This window comes from Desulfosceptrum tomskiensis (genome assembly GCF_049818055.1).
Classification (GTDB): Bacteria; Bacillota; Desulfotomaculia; order Desulfotomaculales; family JASEER01; genus JBFLVT01.
Genome location: NZ_CP187479.1, coordinates 1,681,577 through 1,701,177 on the forward strand (window position 1 = coordinate 1,681,577; position 19,601 = coordinate 1,701,177).

A 19,601-nucleotide genomic window follows, 5' to 3' on the forward strand; every position below is an offset into this window, starting at 1 on the left:
TGGCGGCGGGTAATCACCGTGCCGACACCTTTTGCCTGCTCCTTGCCAGCCACTTCCGCACCTCATCCGGCAAGAGCGGTACGGGAGGAAAGCCCTACGCTAAAGCGTGGGCCAGGTCTGCGATCAGGTCGTCCGGGTGCTCCAGCCCAATGGACAGCCGGAGGAGGTTGTCCGGAGCCATCGTTCCGGGCCCTTCGTACGAGGCCCGGTGCTCAATCAGACTGATCGGGCCGCCGAGGCTCGTCGCCCGGACAAAGAGGCGCGCCTTCGCCGCCACCGCCAGAGCCTTCTTTTTTCCGCCCTTGAGCTGGAAGGAGATGATTCCGCCGAAAAAGTCCATCTGCCGGGCCGCCACCTCGTGCCCGGGGTGGTCCTTGAGACCCGGATAGTGCACCGATTCAACTTTGGGGTGACTGCTCAGGAATGCGGCCACATGCATGGCATTTTCCGCGTGAGCACGCATCCGGTAGGGCAAAGTACGTATTCCCCGCAGCACCAGCCAGCATTCAAACGGCGAGGGAACCGCGCCGCCGTCTTTCTGGATCTTCCTGATCTTCTGGAAGAAAGCGTCGTCCCTCTTCGCGATAACCGCTCCGCCCAGGACATCGCCGTGCCCCCCAAGATATTTAGTGGTGGAGTGGACAACAAGGTCGGCTCCGTGCGCAAACGGGCGCTGCAAGACGGGGCTGGGTAGGGTATTATCGCAGGCACAGAGGACTCCGGCACGGTGGGCGATATCCGCCACCCGCGTGATATCGGTTATCCTGAGCAGGGGGTTGGACGGCGTTTCGACCCAGACCAGTCTGGTGTTGGGCTGCACCGCCCGTTCCACGTTCTCGGTGTCGGTCATGTCCACGAATGATACCTGCAGCCCCCAGGGGACAAAAGTATCCCGCAGCAGGTGGGCGGTCCCGCAATAGACGTCTTCCGGAGCAATCACATGGTCGCCGGGGGAAAGAGCCTGCAACACACTCATCGCCGCCGCCGAACCCGAAGCGAAAGCGGCGGCCGCCGCGCCCCCCTCAAGCTCCGCAAGACAATTCTCCAAGGCCTCGCGATTCGGGTTGCCGCCCCGGCTGTAGACGTAGCCGCCCGGGTAGCTTCCGTCGCCATCCCGCTCAAAAGTGGTGGACATATGGATCGGGGTCGTCACGGCCCGCGTCCCCGGGTCGATGCGATGACCGGCACGTACCGCTATTGTCTCTATTTTCATGGTATTCCTCTCTCCCCTCAAACCCGTCCTACCATGGAGGGCATCAGCCAGATTAGCGGTTATTCTAATATTAACCGCTAACTGGAAAAACTGCGGGTTTATTTCTAGCTTTGATGCTGAGACCGACAATTCCGGCCAGGAGGGGCAGCCAGATTAGAGAGTGGACGGCGTAGACGATGCCCATATGCTCTGCTAGCAGCCCCACCAGGCTCACTCCCAGGCCGCCGATTCCGAGGCCGAATCCCAGCATCAGTCCTGACACCATAGCGGCATTCTTACTGATGACTTCCTGGGCGACCACAATGGTCACCGAAAATGATGCCAGCAGGCAAGCCCCGGCCAGGGCCAGGAGCAGGTAGCTTAAGGGACCGCTGGTGTTGAGGAACAGGTAAAACAGGGGACTGGCCGCGATCAGCGAACCGACTATGACGGCTTTTCCCCCGAAAAGGTCCGAGAGGTAACCGCCCACCAGCCCTCCCACGGCTCCTGAAAACAACATCAAGAAGAGCAGGCGGCTTCCGGTGAGCAGAGAGATGCTCCCATGCTGCAGGTAAAGGGGCAGAAATGATACCAGGCCGAAGTAAGTCATGGACCTGCTGGCGACCACCACCACAACTTTAGTTAGTTCAACCCACGCGGCGCACAGAGCGGGCCAGAGGGGAGGGGGAGCCTTCTTTGTCCTGGCCGGAATCCTGGGCGCGGTAAACCAGAGCAACACGGCCACAAGCACTCCAGGCATGACAAACATCGGGGTCAGCTCTAAGCCGTACTCCTGGACAAAGGGAACTACCATCAACGGGGTAAGTGCCCACCCGGCATTTCCTGCAGCCACGAAAAGCGCTTGGAAGAGACCCTTCCGCTTCCCGCTTACCGCGGTGACCATGGCCGAGGCCTGGGGGTGAAAAGCAGCCGTGCCCAGGCCGGCCAGGGTTACGGTAAGGACCAGGAGGGGGTAGCTTTTGAGCACACCAACCAGGCTTATTAGTACGGCCATCCACAGGGTGCCCACATGAACCATCCAGCGCTGGTTTTTTTGATCCACCAGGTAGCCGGAAACCGGCTGCAGCAGTGAGGAGGTAACGGTGAAGGCGGAGATCAGAAAGGCTCCTTTGCTCACTTCCAGCCCCGCAGCCACCATAAAGGGCAGCAGTGTCTGAATGAGATTCATGTACCAGTCGTTAAAAAGGTGGGCCAGGGAGACAGAGAGTATCTTGCCTATTCTGGGGGCTGCATTATCCAAAAGGTACTTCCCTTCCATGTCTTGGTTTAAGATGTGGCAATGCCGGCGGGGACTGGCCCTGTTGCACTGCCCGTTACAAAAGCTGTTCCAGGATTTCCGCCGCGTTTTGGACATATTTCGGACAGACAGTGGAGAACAGTCTCTTCTCCCTTGCAAGCTGAAGCCCTTCCGGAGTATTGATATCACAATCAAGTAGCTCTCTGCACGTAATGGAGCCATTAACGGACTTAAATCTATCTACAAATTCCCGGACCAGACTGTATGTTTTTTCTCTTGCCTGTTCGTCCTTAGCTTCACAATGTCCGTATTTAAGCCCTATAACCATAATCGCTCCGCTTACTGCTCCACATGTTTCACCCATGCGGGCCGTTCCTCCCCCAAAAGCTGCGGAAAGCCTAAGAGCAGTATCCCGATCCAAGCCCAATTCGGGACCGTAAATCGAAACCATTGCTTGGCTACAAAGAAAGCCTTCCTTAAAACAGGATACCGCTTTTTCGGTTTTGCTCACTTTGTAATCCCTCCAATTGTGTAATAAGGGGTAATGGACTTACCTGTTGACATTCTACCATTTAGCTTAAATCGTTACAGACAAAAAATCCGATAGTACTAATCTGGTTTTTCGATACCAGAGTATTCGATGTTGACGCGCCATTGAGACTCTGGTAAGTTGATGCCAACGCATTGTGACTGTCTCCGGGAGTAGAGCAAAATGGAGTTGAGGCAGCTAAAGGCATTTGTCACTGTAGCCAGAACGGGCAGTTTTACGCGGGCGGCCCGATTGCTGGATTATGCCCAGTCCAGCATCACTGCACAAGTAAGCTCTCTGGAAGACGAGCTGAACACAAAACTCTTTGAAAGACTGGGCCGAAAAATAACGTTAACAAGGGACGGGGAACAATTATTAGCATATGCCGAGAAAATCCTCAGATTATCCTCCGATGCAAAAGAGCTGATATCCGGTTCAGTGACTCCCAGGGGTACTCTATCTGTCGGCGCAACGGAGACTCTCAGCATATATCGCCTGCCTCTGCTACTTCAGGAGTACCGCAAGCGTTACCCGAATGTGAAGTTCATTGTCGTGACCGGCAAGCCAACGGATCTGATCCACTGGCTGAAAACCAACGAAATAGACGTTGCTTTTTTCTTCGCTCGTGGGACCACGGACTCTGATTTGGTGTCCGAAACTTTACTTCACGAACCCATGGTTATGTTTTCAGGTGTCGGTCATCCTCTTATCGAAAAAGCCCCCATTACACCCACACACATCCCTGGAGAGACGCTGATTCTGTGTGCCAGGGGCTGTTGTTACCGGGAAGCTTTGGAAGACATGTTGGACCGTAAGGGTTTGCAGGCAGGCTCGGTAATAGAGATCGATAACATAGAAGCAGTCAAGAAATGTGTTATCAGCGGCCTTGGCATCAGCTTACTGCCCCGTGTAACCGTAGAAGCAGAGTTGGCGCAGGGAAAATTTGTGGATCTTCGCTGGAGCGGTCCGGATTTCAAAATAGTGACACTGGTTGCCTACCATAAGAACAAGTGGATTTCACCTGCCCTTGACGCCTTGCTGAAATTGGCTCGTGAAATAGTCTAGCTGGCTACGGCCTCAACGATACCTACCTAGCGGACCAGTTTACAGATTCCTTTAGGCCGGCCCGGAGGGGATTCAGCAGGTCATTGAAAGACGTGAAAACCGGTCTGCAGATGTAACCACCCGGAAGTCCATCGGCACCCCGTTACAGCACCAGCCGTGCTCCCCAGACCACGCCGACCCCGGTCGCCAGCGCCAGCAGCAGGTTCCCGCTCCGCCAGGCGACCAGCGCCGTGGCCAGTCCCGCAACCCCTTCCGCGAACCCCCCGCTCAGGACGGCGGGAGCGACAATAGCCATAAGGACCGTTCCGGGAACATGCCGCAGCCAGGCCATCATACGCTTGGACAAGGTCACCCTGCTCATCATCCAGAGCCCGCCGGCCCGGGTGGCGTACGTTACCACGGCCATGCACGCTATCGTGAGCACAGCCTGATAATCAGTCATCATTTTGCATCGCTCCCGTCAGGCTCCCGGCCAGGCCGCCGAGCAGGATGTACCACTTGCCCGGCAGCAGCTCGGCGGCCACCGCTGCCACAACGGCGGCTACAACCCAAGGGAGAAGATCGGCCTTGCCCTTCCAAAAACCCACGAGCAGGGCGATGAACACAGCCGTGAAGGCAAAGTCCAACCCCCAGCGCGAGGGGTCCTGCAGGACATCGCCGACCATCCCCCCGGCCACGGTCGCACCCACCCAGGCCAGGAACAGGGCGATGCCGCTGCCCAGCAAGAAAGCTGCATCGCGGCACCCCCTGGCATGCTCGCCCATGGTCAGGGCCCAGGACTCGTCGACGATGAAGAACGAGGTCAGGTAAGCGGCGGCGGGACGCAGCCGTGAAAACCACGGGTACAGCACGGCGCCCATCAACAGGTGGCGGAGGTTGATGATGGCCGTGGTCAGGACGATGGTTCCGATGGGCAGCGGGCTGGCCCAGAGCCCGAGGACGGCGAACTGGCTGGCCCCGGCGAAGACGAGGCCGCTCATTAATACGGACTCCGCCAGGCTTAAACCTGCCTGCCGTGCCAAAACGCCGAAGACCAGGCCATAGGCGAAGACGCTCAAGGCAATGGGCACGCTTTTCCTGAAACCGGCCAGGGCGCCACTGAGACTGAAGGTGACAGGGTCTTTAAGTGATTGATCCTGAGAGCGTGCTGGTCTCAACATACCTCCAGCTTAGGGCATGCTGAACCGCTCAGTATTGTACGTTTTTGCTGTCTTTAAGGTATTGCCCCGGCGTGCAACCCGTGATGCGCTTGAAGTGCTTCGTGAGGTGGCTCTGGTCCGCAAAGCCGGTCCGGCAGGCGGTGTCCGCGATAGAGAAGCCCGAAGACAAAAGCTTTTTCGCGCGGGCCACGCGCACCTGATTCAGGTAGGCGTGGGGAGGAAGCCCCGTTTCGTTGCGGAATACGCGGATGAGGTAAAAAGGGCTGAGGTTTGCAGCGGCGGCGAGTTCCTTGATTGAGACATTTTCGCTGTAGCGTGTTTCCAGGTAGTCCCGCACCCGCCTTACGGCAAGCTTTTCCCGGCCTACGGGCTTTTGCACGGGACGGCTGTCGGCGTGCCTCCCGATGAGTTGGGCGAAGGCGAGGAGAAGACGCGACTCCCTCTCGATCTTGGAGGCCGGTTGTTCCAGCGCCTTGTGCAGTTCCAGGATGAGCTCGGCAAGATACCGGTCCTGTACAACCGGTTCCGGGAAGAAGGGTACGTCCGCAAAACGTCCCGCGACTTCGCCAGCGGCGTCCTGGAGCAGGGCGACGTCAGGGTAGAGCATCCGGTACGTCCAACCCTCGTCACTGCCCCTGCGGCCCGTATGCACCTCGCCCGGGTTGATGACGACGACGCTGCCGCTGACGGCGGCGTGCGTCGCGCGGCGGTACTCGAACACCTCGACTCCCCGCTCGATGACCCCGACGGCGTAGCCCTCGTGGATGTGCGGCGAGAAGGAGTGCGTAACGTAAGAGGCGCGCAGCAGTTCGAGATCGCCGAGATCCCGCGCGCGCCAGAACTTCACGTTTTCGCGCCTCGCTTTGGGGTTCAAAAATTCAGCCTCCGGGCCAGCCCTGATACGCAAGCCGTCTTATTAACCCTTTATAACCCATTACGCGCCGGCGTTACAACCCCTAAATCTTTATGATATCGCAAGCCCTTTCGACACCGTTTCAAACTCCACTGATCGCCAACGATCGCTGACGACCCCGGCAGAGGACACAAAGGGAAAGCACTTTAAGTACTATGGTTGAACGCGCCCCGAACCCCCGGTAAGGGAGACGGCTTGCCGAGGAAATACCCTTGACCGCAGTCCACTTTCAATTCCTGCAGGATCTTCATCACGTTTTCGTTCTCCACAGACTCCGCCACGGTCTTTTTGCCAAGGGTATGCGCGACGCTGTTCATAGCATGCACCAGGGCACGGTGCGTCGGGTCCGCGTCGAGATCGCGGACGTAGGAACCGTCGATCTTAAGGTAATCGATCGGTAGAATACGCAGGTAGGAGAAGGACGAAAAGCCGACGCCGAAGTCATCGAGAGCGAAACGGCAACCCAGACCTTTCAGCCTGCGGATCCAGCGCTCGGCCAGGATCATGTCTTTTACGGCCGCCGTTTCCGTGATCTCGAAGCCGATCCGGAAGGGATTGATTCCGCAGCCGCTGATGTTATCGGTAATAAAGTCCAGCATGGTTTCATCCCCCAGGCTCACCGCGGAAAGATTAATGAAAAGATTGAGATCGGCGCGGTTTTTCATCGTCCCGAGGGCGGTTTGAACAACCCAGCGGTCGATCTGGGGCATCAGGCCGAAGCGCTCGGCGACGGGGATGAACCGGTTGGGGTAGACTAGTTTTCCATTTTCGCCCCGCAATCTCACCAGGACCTCGTAATGCATGGTTTGGCCGTCGGCCAGCCCGACCACGGGCTGGAAATCCAGCACAAAATGGTTTTCCTTTAAACCCTGCCTTATCCGCTCCAACATCTGATTGGTCTCGGAAACCCTGGCTGTGGCTTCCTCATCCGGCTGAATGAATACAACCCTGTTGCGGCCTTCCTTCGCGGCGTACATGGCGGTATCGGCATAAGAAAGAAGCTTTTGCGCGTTTAAGGTCCCGTCGATCATGGCGATACCGATACTGGTGCTCAGGTTAAAACAGGACCGGTGAATGTTGAGGTCCTCCTCTTCCACCGCCCGGCGCAGTTTCTCGGCCGCGTTTCTGGCTCCTTCAGCGTCCGTATCCTCGAGCAGCACCGCGAACTCGTCGCCGCCCAGCCTGGCCAGGAAGTCCCCCTCGCGCAGGTTGTCCTTAAAGATCCCGGCCAGCTTCATCAGCAGCTCGTCGCCGGCGGCGTGACCGAGGGTGTCGTTAACAAGCTTGAAGTTGTCGAGGTCGATAAACAGGAGGGCGCTCGTCTTGTTCCGCTTGGCCCGTGCGACGGCCCGCTTCAGGTTTTCGCCGAGGGCATACCTGTTTGGGATGTTCGTCAGGGAGTCGTGGGTGGCCAGGTACTGGAGCCTTTCCTCGATCCGCTTGCGATCGGTGATGTCGCGGAAGGTCTGGATGGCGCCGACGATGTTCCCATTGCTGTCGTAGAGCGGCGACGCCGACGCCCAGAGGAAAGCGCCCTTACCCTGGAAGGCGGAGGGAACGTAGGTCTCGACGTAAAGCGTCGTGTCCTTCGCCACGATGTTCTCTTCCAGCAGGGCGGGGTCGCGGTCGGAAAAGACGGCGTCGATAAGGCTGGGGCGGGGACACCCGTAAAACGGTACCGCATAGGCGTAGTCACCCTTTCCGATGATGTCCTCCTTGGCTACCCCCGACATTTCGACCATCGCCCGGTTCCAGGCGATCACCTTCCGGTCGCGGTCGATCACAAAGGTCGGATCGGGAAGGAATTCGATAATGTCCAGGAGCTGCTGGTGCGCGGTCCGCAGGTCATCCTCTGCGCGTACCCGGTCGGTGATGTCCTCGCCGATTCTGGCCGACCCGATGATGTTCCCGTCGACGTCGCGCAAGAAGGTGTTGTTCCAGAAGATCAGCCGCCGTTGACCGCTGCGCGTTTGAATTTCTTTGGGACCGTGTATGCTGACGACGGTCTCCAGGTTCTTCTTAGCTTTTTCGCGCTTGTCCTCCGGGACGAAGATGTCAAACCAGTTCCGCCCGAGCACTTCCTCCCGCTCCCACCCGGTAAGCTTCAAGAGGAAATCGTTACAAAAGGTGATGTTGCCGTCCTTGTCCAGGATCACGGCAATGAGCTTGACTTCCTCGAGCATCTCGCGGAACCGCCGCTCGGACTCCCGCAACAGCTCGTTGGCCCTGTGCAGGTCTCCGTACTGCTGTCGCAATTCACCGCGCATTCGTTCGAAGGAACGAGCCAGGTAGCCGACTTCGTCGCGGGTTTGCACCGCTATCTCCGTGTCCAGGTCGCCGTGCGCCAAGCGGTTGGCCGCCACGACCAGCTCGTTGATCGGGCGGGTCAGGGAATTGGTCAGCCACCAGATGATGCCAATGATCACCAGCCAAATCGAGCCGAAAGTAAAGAAAACGTTCTGCACGGCGTTGCCGACCATCTTGTCGACGAAGAGCTTGTTGGCCCCCACATACCAAATGCCGATGATTTTACCGCTCTCGTCCCTGATCGGTTTGTAGGCCGTCTGGTACTTGACCCCCACCACGTTGGCCTCGCCGGAGAAGACCCGGCCCTCTTGCAGGACGACCCGGGCCACCTCGTCCGATACCTTTGTGCCCACGGCGCGCTTCCCGTCTCTTATGACATTGGTGGCCACCCGCGTATCTCCCTGAAAGATCGTGCACGTATCACCCGTCAGCCGGGCGATTTCGTCAACAATGTCGAAATTGCCGTTCATCAGGGTCTCGCCTTTGTAGAGCTGACCGTCGCGGATCGCCCAGGGGCCGGGGAAGCGGCTGTCCAGAAGAGTCTCTCCAAGCTGCAGGTCGCTTTTGGCCTTCTCCACCGCGGCCTGCTCGGCTTCATTGCGAATATGCTTCGTTGTCCCGAAGACTGTAGCGATAAGGCCGATCACGACGGCCAGAGTGATCAGAACGATAAATCGCCAGCGGATGGACCGGAATCCAAAAGATTTCAGACTTTGAGGACCGTCTTCCACCATCTCATCTCCCGGGGGGCTTTAAGATCCACCTAAAATCCATCGGGTTACATGTATTTATCGGGTAGACAAAGACGTTTTTTGACTCTTCATTTTTTCCTTTTTGTTTTAAATGCTCAAAACAAAGTTCCTGCTGCGACACCAAATTTTAGGACCTGACATCTTCAAGTATGGGCTTAGCTTTTTACCGGTCGACGGACTGCTCTTGTCAGTTGTTTTCCCATACGGAGTCAGGCTTGACGACACTTGCCCGTTACCGAAACGAAACCCCGCCTGGCTGCAGGCGGGGTTTCGTTTCGGTATACTTTCGCGCGCCGATCAACTACTGTTTGATATAGAACTCGGCGTTCACTACCGCGGTGATAGTTTTTTCAAGAGACGAGGTGTCGTTAATGCCGTAGTCCGAGACCTCCACCGAATTGATCGGCTTGATTTGAAATACTCCCATCTTGGCCGAACGGATGGGGCCGATCCTGCCGCCTCCGTGCTCGGCAATTTGTTCCGCGCGCTTCCTGGCGTTGGCGGTGGCCTCGGCCAGCATTTCAACCTTCAGCTCGTTGAGCTTGGTGTAAAAATACTGCGGCGGATTCGACTGGAAGTCGATGCCTTTGTTGATCAGCTCGCTTGCCTCCCTGGACAGGGCGGCAATCTCGTCAACCTTGGTCGATCTCACTTCCACCGACTGCCACAAGCCGTATCCCCTAACTTCGTTCGTCTCGCGGCCGTGCTGGTCAACGGCGTAGAACGTGGTCATCGAAATCGGCATAATGGTAATCTCACTCTCTTGCACACCCTTGGCCTTGAGATAATCCTTGACCTCTTTCAGGTCGTTCTGCAGCGCCGCATAGGCTTCGGACAACTGGGCCGAGCGCCTGCTGAAGCTCGCGGTCCAAACGATGAGATCCGATTTCAGCTGCTTTTCCGCCGCGCCGGTCACCGTTATCGTCGAGGTCGACCTGACCTCGACGAAGGCGTTGGTGAAGATCAGGGTACAGATAATGAAGCTGATGCCCAGGATAGCCGCCAAAACGATGATCTGGGGGACCCTGCTCCCGTCGGGTTGGTTCACCGGCTATCTACCTCCTCTCAACCAATATATTCCAATCATAACCATCATACCGCCTCTCGTCCCGGCTTGTAAATGAGGTCAGGTCTTAAAAGCATAACACGATGTCTATTAATCGTCTCGCTTCCTGCAAGAGTGGCGTCTTCACTCAATTTCACTAAGTTTGTACCCCTGCAGCTCTGGCTATGTCAGACGTCTTCAAATATCGCTTTCTCACTTATCTTTTCTTCAAGCACTCTTTATTACTTTAAGGGTCGTTAGAGAATGGGGTCAAACCTTAAAAGTTTAAAATTTAAAATTATTTAATGAGTACGACTTTCCCCTGCGTTATCCTCACCAAATCGTCGGGGGTAAGTTTAAACACGGCGTGAGGGGTACCGGCCGCCGACCAGATTTCCGGGTACTTCATCAAATCCTCATCAATAAAAGGTCGCATATCGCTTACGTGTCCCACGGGCGGAACGCCGCCGACGGCAAATCCCGTGTGCTCGAGAACGAACGCGGCGTCTGCTTTTTCGATTTTCTCCCCCACATATGCCGCAAGCTTTTTCTCATTGACACGGTTGGCGCCGCTCGCAATTACACAAACAGGCTTACCGGTGTTTTTGCCTCGGAAAATCAGCGATTTGGCTATTTGACCGACCTCACAGCCGATTGCCTCCGCTGCTTCTTTCGAAGTCCGCGTTGATTCCGCAAATTCGATGACGGTTAACTCCAGCCCGTACCGGTCTAATACGGCCTGCATCTTTTGCGCGCTCTTGCTTAGGGTGTTCATTGCGGTTATCTCCTCCTGCCGAAAGGCTTGCTTCGGTCAGCAGTCTCTCGCACGGGTTTTACCCGGGTTAGGCACGGTCTTTCCACTCCGCATACGGTACAGACCGTGCCGGTTATCCTTCCTCTGCCAACTACTATCCACTTTAACCTGTCATTAGCCGTATTTCTACACTATTTAGCTGACAGGTAAAACAACATCGTTTACCTGCGCAAACCTGTATCCCGCCAGCCGCAGCGTAATCCAGTTCATCTGCCGCCTGATCTCCACAGCAGACCGGCGCAGTCAAGCATCCTGAGCCAGCCGCTCGATGAGTTCCCCGGAGACGTATCATGAACGCACGAAGTCTCCGGGGACTTCAGGACGGTCGCAGCAGCTTTTCCATGGCCATCACATCTACAAGGCGGCCGTCAAGCTTGCCCTGGGCCCTGAAGACGCCGACTTCTCTAAAACCCCGTTTTCTGTACAATCGCTGCCCCGCTTCATTGAACGGAAAAGTAAACAGGATGATTTTATTGAAGCCGTTGCTCCCCGCTTCCGCCTCAAGCGCTTCCAAGAGCGCCGTTCCCACGCCCCGCCCCCGGTAATCCCGCCTGACATAGACGGAGAGGTCAGCGACCCCGGCGTAGGCTCACCGGTGAGCATAGGGGTTCAGGGCAGCCCACCCTACGACCTCGCCGGCCGTTTCGGCCACCAGGACGGCGTACCGGCTTTCCCGCGCCAGCCATGCGCCGACCTCTTCCGCGGTCTTGGGTTCGGTCTCCAGCGTGGCGATGCGGTCCTCGATGCCCTGGTTGTAAATCACGCTGATGGCTTCCGCGTCACGCGGTACGGCCCTGCGGACCCGGAAACCGGGGCCGGTCCGTGCGTTATCAGTCATCCTTACTCCTCCTTTTCGCCGATCAACCAACGAGCCAGTTATCTTCATCCTCCATAGACGGTGCTAACGAAGAACGGATATCCGCCCATCACAGAGTACAGCAGCCGAGCGAGGAACTAGCAGATAGCGTACTTTGGCGCATCGCCTTAGAAAGAAGCCCGATGCTTCGGACAACCTCATCCCTTTTGTCCTGAGGGATGAACTCCAGGATTTCACGGATAAACCCGGCCATCTGGACAGCGATCCGACTCTGCAGCTCCCGGCCCTTTTCCGTTAGCACCAGATTCAGGTAGCGGCGGTCCTCTTCGGAAGGCCTGCCCTCAACCAGCCCTTCTCCTGTCAGGGCCTGAACGTGGCGGCTGGTGGTGCTCTTATCCAAACCCAGTACGGCCGCCAGTTCATTTACGGTAATGCCGGGACTCTTGTTGATCTCATAGAGGATGTGACTGTGCGCCAGAGAGATCCCGCAGCACTGCGCGCCTTCCCTTTGCAGCAGGCCGAACCGCCTGACGATCATTTGAAACATCTCCCTTATGTTCTCAAGATCTCTATTATCCAAGCGCTACACCCCCTTCGCCATAGTTGCATGATACAACTATTATCCAACACCTGCCGCCAAAATGCAAGTGCCTTTCGTCGTGGGAACTCAGGATGGACGGACGCAACCCGGGGGCCCCGGCGCCGGTTCACGCAAGCTCCCCCAATGCCGCCGGCAGGCGAATCAAGGGCAACAAGCCGGAACCATCTGCCGAACGAAGCACCTGAGTCCGGCCGTGCGTCTTGATCTTATCACTACTATATAAGAATACTTCGACCGTCCGGCAAGCGCCGGCATCGCGAAAACTACCGGATCGCCCGGCTCCTACCGGGCGCCGTTCCCTAAGGAAAAAGTTCCGTCTGTCTCCAGCTTTGAAGCATAAGGGCGGCCGTTGTGCTAGAATCTTAGTAGCCCCGGCCGCCATTCCCCTGACGGGAGGAGGCAAAAAATGCGGAAAGCGCACCGGACAAGCTGCATACGCTGCGGCACCTGCTGCCGCAAAGGCGGTCCCGTCCTGCACCACGAGGATAAGCAGATCCTTCTGCACGGATACGCTGGACACCGGCACCTAATGACGATCCGGAAGGGAGAGCTGGTATTCGACCCTGCCGTCGGCATGTTAAGACCCGCCGACCGGGAGCTCGTCAAGGTGCGGGGTAAAGGACCGGAGTGGTCCTGTTGCTTTTTTGATGAAAAAGCCTCGGTCTGCACGATTTACGAACACCGCTTCTTGGAATGCCGCCTCCTGAAATGCTGGGACACCCGCGCGCTTGAAGCCGTCATCGGCGAAAACACGATTGCGCGGACCGACATCATAAATCCCGGCGACCCGATCGTGAAGCTGATCGAAAGGCACGAGCAAGAATGTCCGCATCAGGAAGTGCAGGCGCTCCTCGCCGGCCTGTCCGGGGAAGCGGACCGGCCGCGAATCCTGAGGGAGCTGGCCGAATTCGTCGCGAAGGACGAGGCCGTACGTTCCTATGCGATATCTGAGCTGGGGCTGCGCAGGGAATTTGAACTGTTCATCTTCGGCCGCCCCTTGGCTGCCGTCCTCAGGTCCCACGGCATGGCAGTCCGCCGTTCATCTTCTTCTTCCACCGGGCAGGGCAGGGATTAAACCTGGCCATCCCCCATGCCCCTGTTACCCTAACTCAAGCATGTTCCACCAACAAGACCACCCTTCTCTCCGACCTCTGACCTCAGACCTCTGACTTCCTTATCGGTAGGGATTAAACCTTTTGAGCAGCAGCGAATTGCTTACCACCGAGACCGAACTGAACGCCATCGCCCCGGCGGCGATGATCGGGTTCAGCAGCCCCAGGGCCGCCAGGGGAATGCCCAGGGTGTTGTAGATCAGCGCCCAGAACAGGTTCTGCCTGATCTTGCGGATCGTCTGGCGGCTCAAGCGGATAGCGGCCACAATCCCGCGCAGGTCTCCCTGCATGAGGACGATGTCGCCCGTTTCCACCGCGACATCCGTTCCCGTGCCGATGGCGATGCCGACGTCGGCCGTGGCCAGCGCGGGGGCATCGTTGATGCCATCCCCGACCATGCCGACAACGGCCCCTTCGTCCCTCAGTTTCTGCACCTCACGGGCCTTGTCTTCCGGCAGGACCTCGGCCAGGACCCGGTCGATCCCGACCTGGTCGGCGATAGCCCGGGCGGTACGCCGGTTGTCGCCGGTGATCATGACAACCTGCAGGCCCATGGCCCGCAGGCGCTTGATGGCCTCGGCAGAATACTCCTTGACCGTATCGGCGATGGCGATAATACCGATGGCCCGGCCGTTTTGTGCGACAACCACGACCGTCTTCCCCTGGCCCTCAAGTTCCTCCAGCCTGTCCTCGACTTGAACCAGGTCAACCCCGCCGTCGCGCATGAGTTTGACATTCCCGACAAGAACCGCCTGGCCCTCGACGGCAGTCCTGATGCCGTAGCCGGGAATGGCTTCAAAGCTCTCCGGCTCAGGGACGGCCAGGCCCTCGTTCTCCGCCGCCTTCACGACGGCCTGGGCGAGGGGGTGCTCCGAGCGTCTTTCCGCCGCGGCGGCCAGCCGCAGGACGTGGGCCCGGCCGATGTCGGCGAGTGGAACGATATCGGTCACCGAAGGTTCGCCTTTGGTAATCGTTCCGGTCTTGTCCAGGACGATGGTATCCAGCTGGTGGGCCTTTTCCAGGTGCTCGCCCCCCTTTATCAGGACACCGTTTTCGGCCCCTCGCCCCGTACCAACCATAATCGCCGTCGGGGTGGCCAGCCCCAGCGCACAGGGGCAGGCGATCACCAGAACGGCGGTCATATTCAGCAGCGCGGCCTGAAACTCACCGGTCGCAAAAAACCAGCCCGCGAAAGTGACAACGGCGATCACCACCACGGCCGGGACAAAGTATGAGGAGACAACATCGGCCAGGCGCTGGATCGGGGCCTTCGATCCCTGCGCTTCCTCCACGATACGGATGATTTTGGCCAGCGCGGTGTCCTTGCCGACCCTGGTAGCTTCAAAGGTAAAGCTCCCGTGGCGGTTGATGGTTGCGCCAACCACCTCGTCACCGATGTTTTTGTCCCGGGGCAGGCTTTCCCCGGTCAACATGGACTCGTCCACCGTAGAGGACCCTTCGCGGATGATCCCGTCCACGGGAATACTTTCTCCCGGGCGGACGATGATGAGGTCGCCGACGGCCACTTCCTCGACCGGAATGTCCACCTCACGGCCATCGCGCAGTACGCGGGCGGTCTTGGGGCGTAAGGCGATCAGCTTCTTAATCGCCTCGGAAGTGCGCCCCTTGGCAAGCGCTTCGAGCAGGCGGCCCAGGATCACCAGGGTGATGATCACTGCCGCCGTTTCGTAGTATACGAAGCCGGTGAGAACAAAAGTATTGGCCACGCTGTACAAGTAGGCGGCCGAAGTGCCCAGTGCGATCAGCACGTCCATGTTTGCCGTGCCGTGGCGCAGGTTCAGGTAGGCCCGGCGGTAGAACTGGAAACCGGGGCCGAACTGGACGATGCTGCCGAAGACAAACTGGACGTTCTTGCTCATCAATATCCCTATGTGGGGCACCAGGCCGAGATCAGAGGCCATGACATAGAGGAGCGGGAGGGTGGCCAGAGCCGCCAGGAAGAATAAACTGCGCTGCCGGACGATTTCGGTGGCACGTTCCTCTTTCTCGACCCTGGTGTAAGATTCTTCGGCCAGGTCCTGCACACCGTAACCGAGGTCCACGATGGCCTGCTTAACCTCCACAGCGCTGACCGTTCCGGGCAGGAATTCGACGGCCGACCTCTCGGTGGCAAGGTTCACGACCGCATCCACGACGCCGTCCAGGGACCGCAGGCGCCTTTCCACCCGCGCCGCGCAGCTTGCGCAGGTCATGCCCGTTACGGCCACTTCCAGCCGCTGCGTCTTTACTTCATAGCCCAGGTCTTTGATGCGCTCGATAATCTCACCAAAGCGGACGTGTGCGGGATTATAGACTACTGTTGCCTTTTCGGTGGCGAAGTTGACGGCTGCCTCGTGGACGCCGTCGATGTTACTGAGAATCTTACCGATGCGCGCGGCGCAACTGGCGCAGGTCATGCCCTTGATACCGATGGTAACCTTGCGCCGGTTGTCCGGAGTCTCGCTGCTTGTCTGAAAAGTAATGCTTTTAGGTTTACCCCCGGCGGTGATCTGTTCAGCCATTGCCTACGCCCCTCTTGGACCAACTTGGTTCTTTTTTCTAAATTATTGTACAGCATCCACCAGTATCGAGTGCAACCTGGGTCCTTGCCTATTTCGTGGATAGTCGTCCTCGTTTCCGGCTTAGCCATCATGTTGACTATCGCTTTTCGGGACTTCGGATCCGATATGACCTTAGCCATCGCCACCGGTATCCGCATGTCTTGCATCATGCTCGCCATTACCTGCTGCGTGTCCTGAAACTCATAATGTTGATCATGTGCTGTTACACGCCAAGGGCTTTCATCAACTAGAGATGAGTACTCCTAGCATGTACAATCCGGGCCGTTTTTATGGACAAGATAGCGATTGTCAAACTATGATAGCATCAGCAATGTTTACCCTTGGTGCTACGGAACAGGTCCATTGGTTCCACACCACGAGTAGAGGATATTTGGTTGATTTAGTTACGGCCCAGGGCCAACATGCGATCCAAAGAGGTCCTTGCTCTCGACCGGATCTCCTCGCTTACGCTGACTTCCGGCGCGAGTGTCCGTAAGCTTTCAAGGACCTTTTCCAAGGTAGTCCGCTTCATGTTGGGACAAACCGCTTTTGCCGACGCCGCCACAAAGGTTTTGCGGGGGTTTTCTTTCCTCAAGCGATAAAGGATTCCCGTTTCGGTTCCGACAATCAGAACGCTGAAATCCCGTTCCCTGGCGTATCTGATGATACCACCGGTACCTAGGACTGCATCAGCCAGAGATCTTACCTCCCGGCTGCATTCGGGATGGACGACGACGTGCGCTCCTGGATATTCGGTTCTCGACTTCAGAATGTCCTCCGGTTTGATCCTGGCGTGCGTAGGGCAAAAACCCGGCCAAAGAAGAAGTTCCTTCCCGGTTACCTCGCTGACGTAAGCCCCAAGGTGCCGGTCGGGAACAAACAGAATCTTGCGGGCCTTTGTATTTTGAACGACCTTAACAGCGTTTGCCGACGTACAGCAGGCATCCGACTCTCCCTTAACCTCGGCACTGGTGTTGACATAACAGATAACAGCCATATCAGGCTGCTCGTTTTTCATCCTGCGCAGTTCCTCGACGTTAACCATGTCCGCCATAGGGCATCCCGCGTCAATATCCGGCAGAAGGACCTTCTTCTCGGGAGAGAGAATGGCCGCTGTCTCCGCCATGAAGTGAACACCACAAAATACAAGAACCTCAGCCTTCGTTTCAGCTGCCTTAACGCTCAATTCCAATGAATCACCAACAAAGTCGGCGATATCCTGAATCTCCGGGCGCTGATAGTTATGGGCCAAGATAAGGGCGTTTCTTTCCTTTCGTAATTCTAAAATCTCGTCGATCAGTTCTTTCAGAGGTTATACCCCCTTCTACTCCGAGCCCGCAGCTTCGAGGCCGCCGCGGTATTCCGGAGCAAGGCAATACGGGCATACCTGTATTAGGTCGCTGTGAACAAGAAAGACTGCTTCCCCGCAGCATTTGCATAGATCAATCCGCCCGCCATCCCCGACATCTCCGTCACCTCCCTACCTTCCTTTAGCGACCGTTAAACGGGTGAGATCACTCATCAATCACTTTCCGAACATCTGTCTCCTTATTTCTAGCGGTAAATATGACTATGACTATCAGATTACTGGAGATTATACTGGGTATGGCAGGCGCCGTCAAGGATCTGTAACTCTCCCCATTTTGTCTTGACGTTTAATGGCGAATTAATTATAATCCAACTAACTTTATCATTTTAGTAATATTAGCCAAGTATCTCGGCCCGTAACGGTTCAATGCAGAGCATCCGTAGTACTTGCGGGACAAACAGGGGGAATGCCCGGAATGCTTAAACTACCCGCTACAGGAAAGATCTCGCCGGATGTGTTCAATGAACTAATCTATCCGCGTCTGGGAGCCCCCGCCACAAATGTTCTTGTAGGGCCTCAGAGCGGTGTCGACACAGGGATTATCGAGATCGGCGACCGCGCGGTGTCTCTGACTACCGACCCGGTTTTTGTGGTGCCGGCTTTCGGATGGGGGAAGGCAGCCTGGTTTGCCGTGCACATTCTTGTATCGGATGCCGTAACCTGCGGGTTGAGGCCAAGCTTTCTGTCTATCGACCTCAACCTGCCGTTGGAGATCGGCGAAGATGAACTGGCCATTCTTTGGAACACCATCCACCGTGAATGCGTAAAGCTCGGCATTTCCATCATCGCCGGCCATACCGGCCGCTATGAAGGATGTCACTACCCGATGGTCGGCGGGGCAACCGTGATCGGTATCGGAGGCAAGGACGAGTACGTTACACCGAAGCTGGCGAGGGCCGGAGACCTGATTATCGTTACCAAGGGTCCGGCCATTGAGGCGGCAGGCATCCTAGGTACTGTCTTTCCCGAAATCGTAGCGGAGAAATGCGGCCGCGATTTAGAAGATGCAGCCTTGGATCTCTTCTTCAAGATGTCGGTGGTCGAGGATGCTCTCACCGCAGTATCGGTTGGAGTCCGAGACAACGGGGTCAGCGCTATGCATGATGCGACTGAATGTGGCGTTATAGGCGGTTTGTACGAACTAGCCCAGGCCGCAGGTTTGGGATTGCGGGTGGAGAAAGAACGTATCGTGGTTGAACCGGCGGCAATGGAGATCTGTGATTGTTTTGGCATCGATCCCTACGTGTCCATCAGCGAAGGCACATTGATCATCGCCTGCCGGGAACATGCGGCCCAGGCGATTGTCGATGCCTTAGCGCGCAAAGAGATCGCTTCCTCCGTGGTAGGTCAACTAACCGCGCCGGAGAAAGGGATGGTTATTATCGACAGAGGAAGGGAGGCAAGGTTAGAGCATCCCGTGGTCGATCCGTTCTGGCAGGCGTTCAATAAGGCCCGTGGGTATTAGTTGATCACACCCGTCCCCTCACAAATGAAAGATGGGTGCCAGACACCTGAATTACTAAGTTATTGGCTTTGGCGGCAGGATGCCAATCAGCGGCATTGATTGCGCCTACTCCTCGATAGCCCCGCCAAGATCGCGCAGGTATCTCCGAAACGTGTACGATGGGTCCGCCGCCCGCCTGGCCAGGTAGTCCCCGGCAAGTTCCTCGCTGTCCCGGTGGCACCCCCAGACAACCATCCCCGCCAACCCGCAAGCCATCGCTTCCAGGACCGTGAGGTCCCCCACGCATCCCTCGTCCAGCCTGCCGCCGTTGTCGATGACAAGAACGTCCCCTGGCGAGGCGTTCATCATGGCTTCCAGGAAGACATCCACACTGCCGTAGTGGCGCGCGGGCAGCACCCTCCCCGCCATACGGCTCCCGGGCAGCACGGGGCGGATACCGGGAGGGGCCGGCCTCAGGGGCAGCCCCAGACGCAGGCATGCGTCGGCGATCAAGGGCGTGGAAAGCCCGGCGAAGGACGCGGCGATCTCGGCGTTTTCCATCCTAAGTCTCTCCTTTGAGCCGGCCCGTCCAGACCCCAGGCCATAGGTTGGGAAGTCTGAGGCCGTTTACAGCGCCGGCCCGGTTTTCGTTTGGACAGTTG

The 19,601-nt window shown here is 57.3% G+C and carries 16 protein-coding genes and 1 pseudogene; 3 read left to right on the forward strand and 14 right to left on the reverse strand.

What is annotated here, in order from left to right:
* Nucleotides 1–94 precede the first annotated feature (94 nt).
* The 3 genes from ACPV0M_RS08645 to ACPV0M_RS08655 all read right to left on the reverse strand — a co-directional run bounded on the left by ACPV0M_RS08645 (nt 95) and on the right by ACPV0M_RS08655 (nt 2,961).
* Nucleotides 95–1,213 (reverse strand): trans-sulfuration enzyme family protein, encoded by a 1,119-nt coding sequence (locus tag ACPV0M_RS08645; RefSeq protein ID WP_425620259.1) that lies wholly within the window; start codon nt 1,211–1,213, stop codon nt 95–97.
* A 70-nt stretch (nt 1,214–1,283) separates the two neighbouring features.
* Entirely contained in the window at nt 1,284–2,453 is a 1,170-nt protein-coding gene (locus ACPV0M_RS08650; RefSeq protein WP_425620260.1) for an MFS transporter, read from the reverse strand.
* 73 nt (nt 2,454–2,526) lie between these two features.
* Nucleotides 2,527–2,961, reverse strand: coding sequence for a C-GCAxxG-C-C family protein (locus ACPV0M_RS08655; RefSeq protein WP_425620261.1), 435 nt, complete (start codon nt 2,959–2,961; stop codon nt 2,527–2,529).
* Between the two features lie 201 nt (nt 2,962–3,162).
* Here ACPV0M_RS08655 and ACPV0M_RS08660 point away from each other — a divergent pair, with 201 nt between their 5' ends.
* Nucleotides 3,163–4,044, forward strand: a complete 882-nt coding sequence (locus ACPV0M_RS08660) for a LysR family transcriptional regulator (protein WP_425620262.1) — start codon at nt 3,163–3,165, stop codon at nt 4,042–4,044.
* A 142-nt stretch (nt 4,045–4,186) separates the two neighbouring features.
* Here the strand turns inward: ACPV0M_RS08660 and ACPV0M_RS08665 are convergent, their stop codons facing one another.
* The 8 genes and pseudogenes from ACPV0M_RS08665 to ACPV0M_RS08700 all read right to left on the reverse strand — a co-directional run bounded on the left by ACPV0M_RS08665 (nt 4,187) and on the right by ACPV0M_RS08700 (nt 12,432).
* Nucleotides 4,187–4,489: an AzlD family protein gene (locus tag ACPV0M_RS08665; protein WP_425620263.1), complete on the reverse strand. Its 303-nt coding sequence runs from the start codon at nt 4,487–4,489 to the stop codon at nt 4,187–4,189.
* Entirely contained in the window at nt 4,479–5,204 is a 726-nt protein-coding gene (locus ACPV0M_RS08670; RefSeq protein ID WP_425620264.1) for an AzlC family ABC transporter permease, read from the reverse strand. Before ACPV0M_RS08670 ends, ACPV0M_RS08665 begins: the two co-directional genes overlap by 11 nt.
* Before the next feature lie 28 nt (nt 5,205–5,232).
* Entirely contained in the window at nt 5,233–6,078 is an 846-nt protein-coding gene (locus tag ACPV0M_RS08675) for an AraC family ligand binding domain-containing protein (RefSeq protein ID WP_425620265.1), read from the reverse strand.
* A 185-nt stretch (nt 6,079–6,263) separates the two neighbouring features.
* Entirely contained in the window at nt 6,264–9,155 is a 2,892-nt protein-coding gene (locus ACPV0M_RS08680; protein WP_425620266.1) for an EAL domain-containing protein, read from the reverse strand.
* Between the two features lie 322 nt (nt 9,156–9,477).
* Nucleotides 9,478–10,224, reverse strand: coding sequence for an SIMPL domain-containing protein (locus ACPV0M_RS08685; RefSeq protein WP_425620267.1), 747 nt, complete (start codon nt 10,222–10,224; stop codon nt 9,478–9,480).
* Between the two features lie 295 nt (nt 10,225–10,519).
* Entirely contained in the window at nt 10,520–10,996 is a 477-nt protein-coding gene (locus tag ACPV0M_RS08690) for a YbaK/EbsC family protein (RefSeq protein ID WP_425620268.1), read from the reverse strand.
* Nucleotides 10,997–11,351: 355 nt separating this feature from the next.
* Nucleotides 11,352–11,873, reverse strand: a pseudogene (locus tag ACPV0M_RS08695) (arsinothricin resistance N-acetyltransferase ArsN1 family A).
* An 88-nt stretch (nt 11,874–11,961) separates the two neighbouring features.
* Nucleotides 11,962–12,432 carry a MarR family winged helix-turn-helix transcriptional regulator gene (locus ACPV0M_RS08700; protein ID WP_425620269.1) on the reverse strand — a complete coding sequence of 157 codons (471 nt, stop codon included), beginning with the start codon at nt 12,430–12,432 and terminating at the stop codon, nt 11,962–11,964.
* A 427-nt stretch (nt 12,433–12,859) separates the two neighbouring features.
* On the opposite strand from ACPV0M_RS08700, the gene ACPV0M_RS08705 reads away from it, so the two are divergent.
* On the forward strand, nt 12,860–13,528 hold the full coding sequence (locus ACPV0M_RS08705; protein WP_425620270.1) for a YkgJ family cysteine cluster protein: 669 nt from the start codon (nt 12,860–12,862) through the stop codon (nt 13,526–13,528).
* A gap of 99 nt (nt 13,529–13,627) precedes the next feature.
* On the opposite strand, the gene ACPV0M_RS08710 is transcribed toward ACPV0M_RS08705, so the two are convergent.
* The gene (locus tag ACPV0M_RS08710; protein WP_425620271.1) at nt 13,628–16,087 is read right to left on the reverse strand and encodes a heavy metal translocating P-type ATPase; all 2,460 of its coding nucleotides are present in this window, start codon (nt 16,085–16,087) and stop codon (nt 13,628–13,630) included.
* A gap of 439 nt (nt 16,088–16,526) precedes the next feature.
* Nucleotides 16,527–17,435, reverse strand: a complete 909-nt coding sequence (gene nadA, locus ACPV0M_RS08715; RefSeq protein ID WP_425622170.1) for a quinolinate synthase NadA — start codon at nt 17,433–17,435, stop codon at nt 16,527–16,529.
* Nucleotides 17,436–17,910: 475 nt separating this feature from the next.
* Between nadA and ACPV0M_RS08720 the strand changes: the two genes are divergently transcribed.
* Nucleotides 17,911–18,960 (forward strand): AIR synthase family protein, encoded by a 1,050-nt coding sequence (locus ACPV0M_RS08720; protein ID WP_425620272.1) that lies wholly within the window; start codon nt 17,911–17,913, stop codon nt 18,958–18,960.
* A gap of 105 nt (nt 18,961–19,065) precedes the next feature.
* Here the strand turns inward: ACPV0M_RS08720 and ACPV0M_RS08725 are convergent, their stop codons facing one another.
* Nucleotides 19,066–19,500 carry an RraA family protein gene (locus tag ACPV0M_RS08725; protein WP_425620273.1) on the reverse strand — a complete coding sequence of 145 codons (435 nt, stop codon included), beginning with the start codon at nt 19,498–19,500 and terminating at the stop codon, nt 19,066–19,068.
* Between the last annotated feature and the right edge of the window lie 101 nt (nt 19,501–19,601).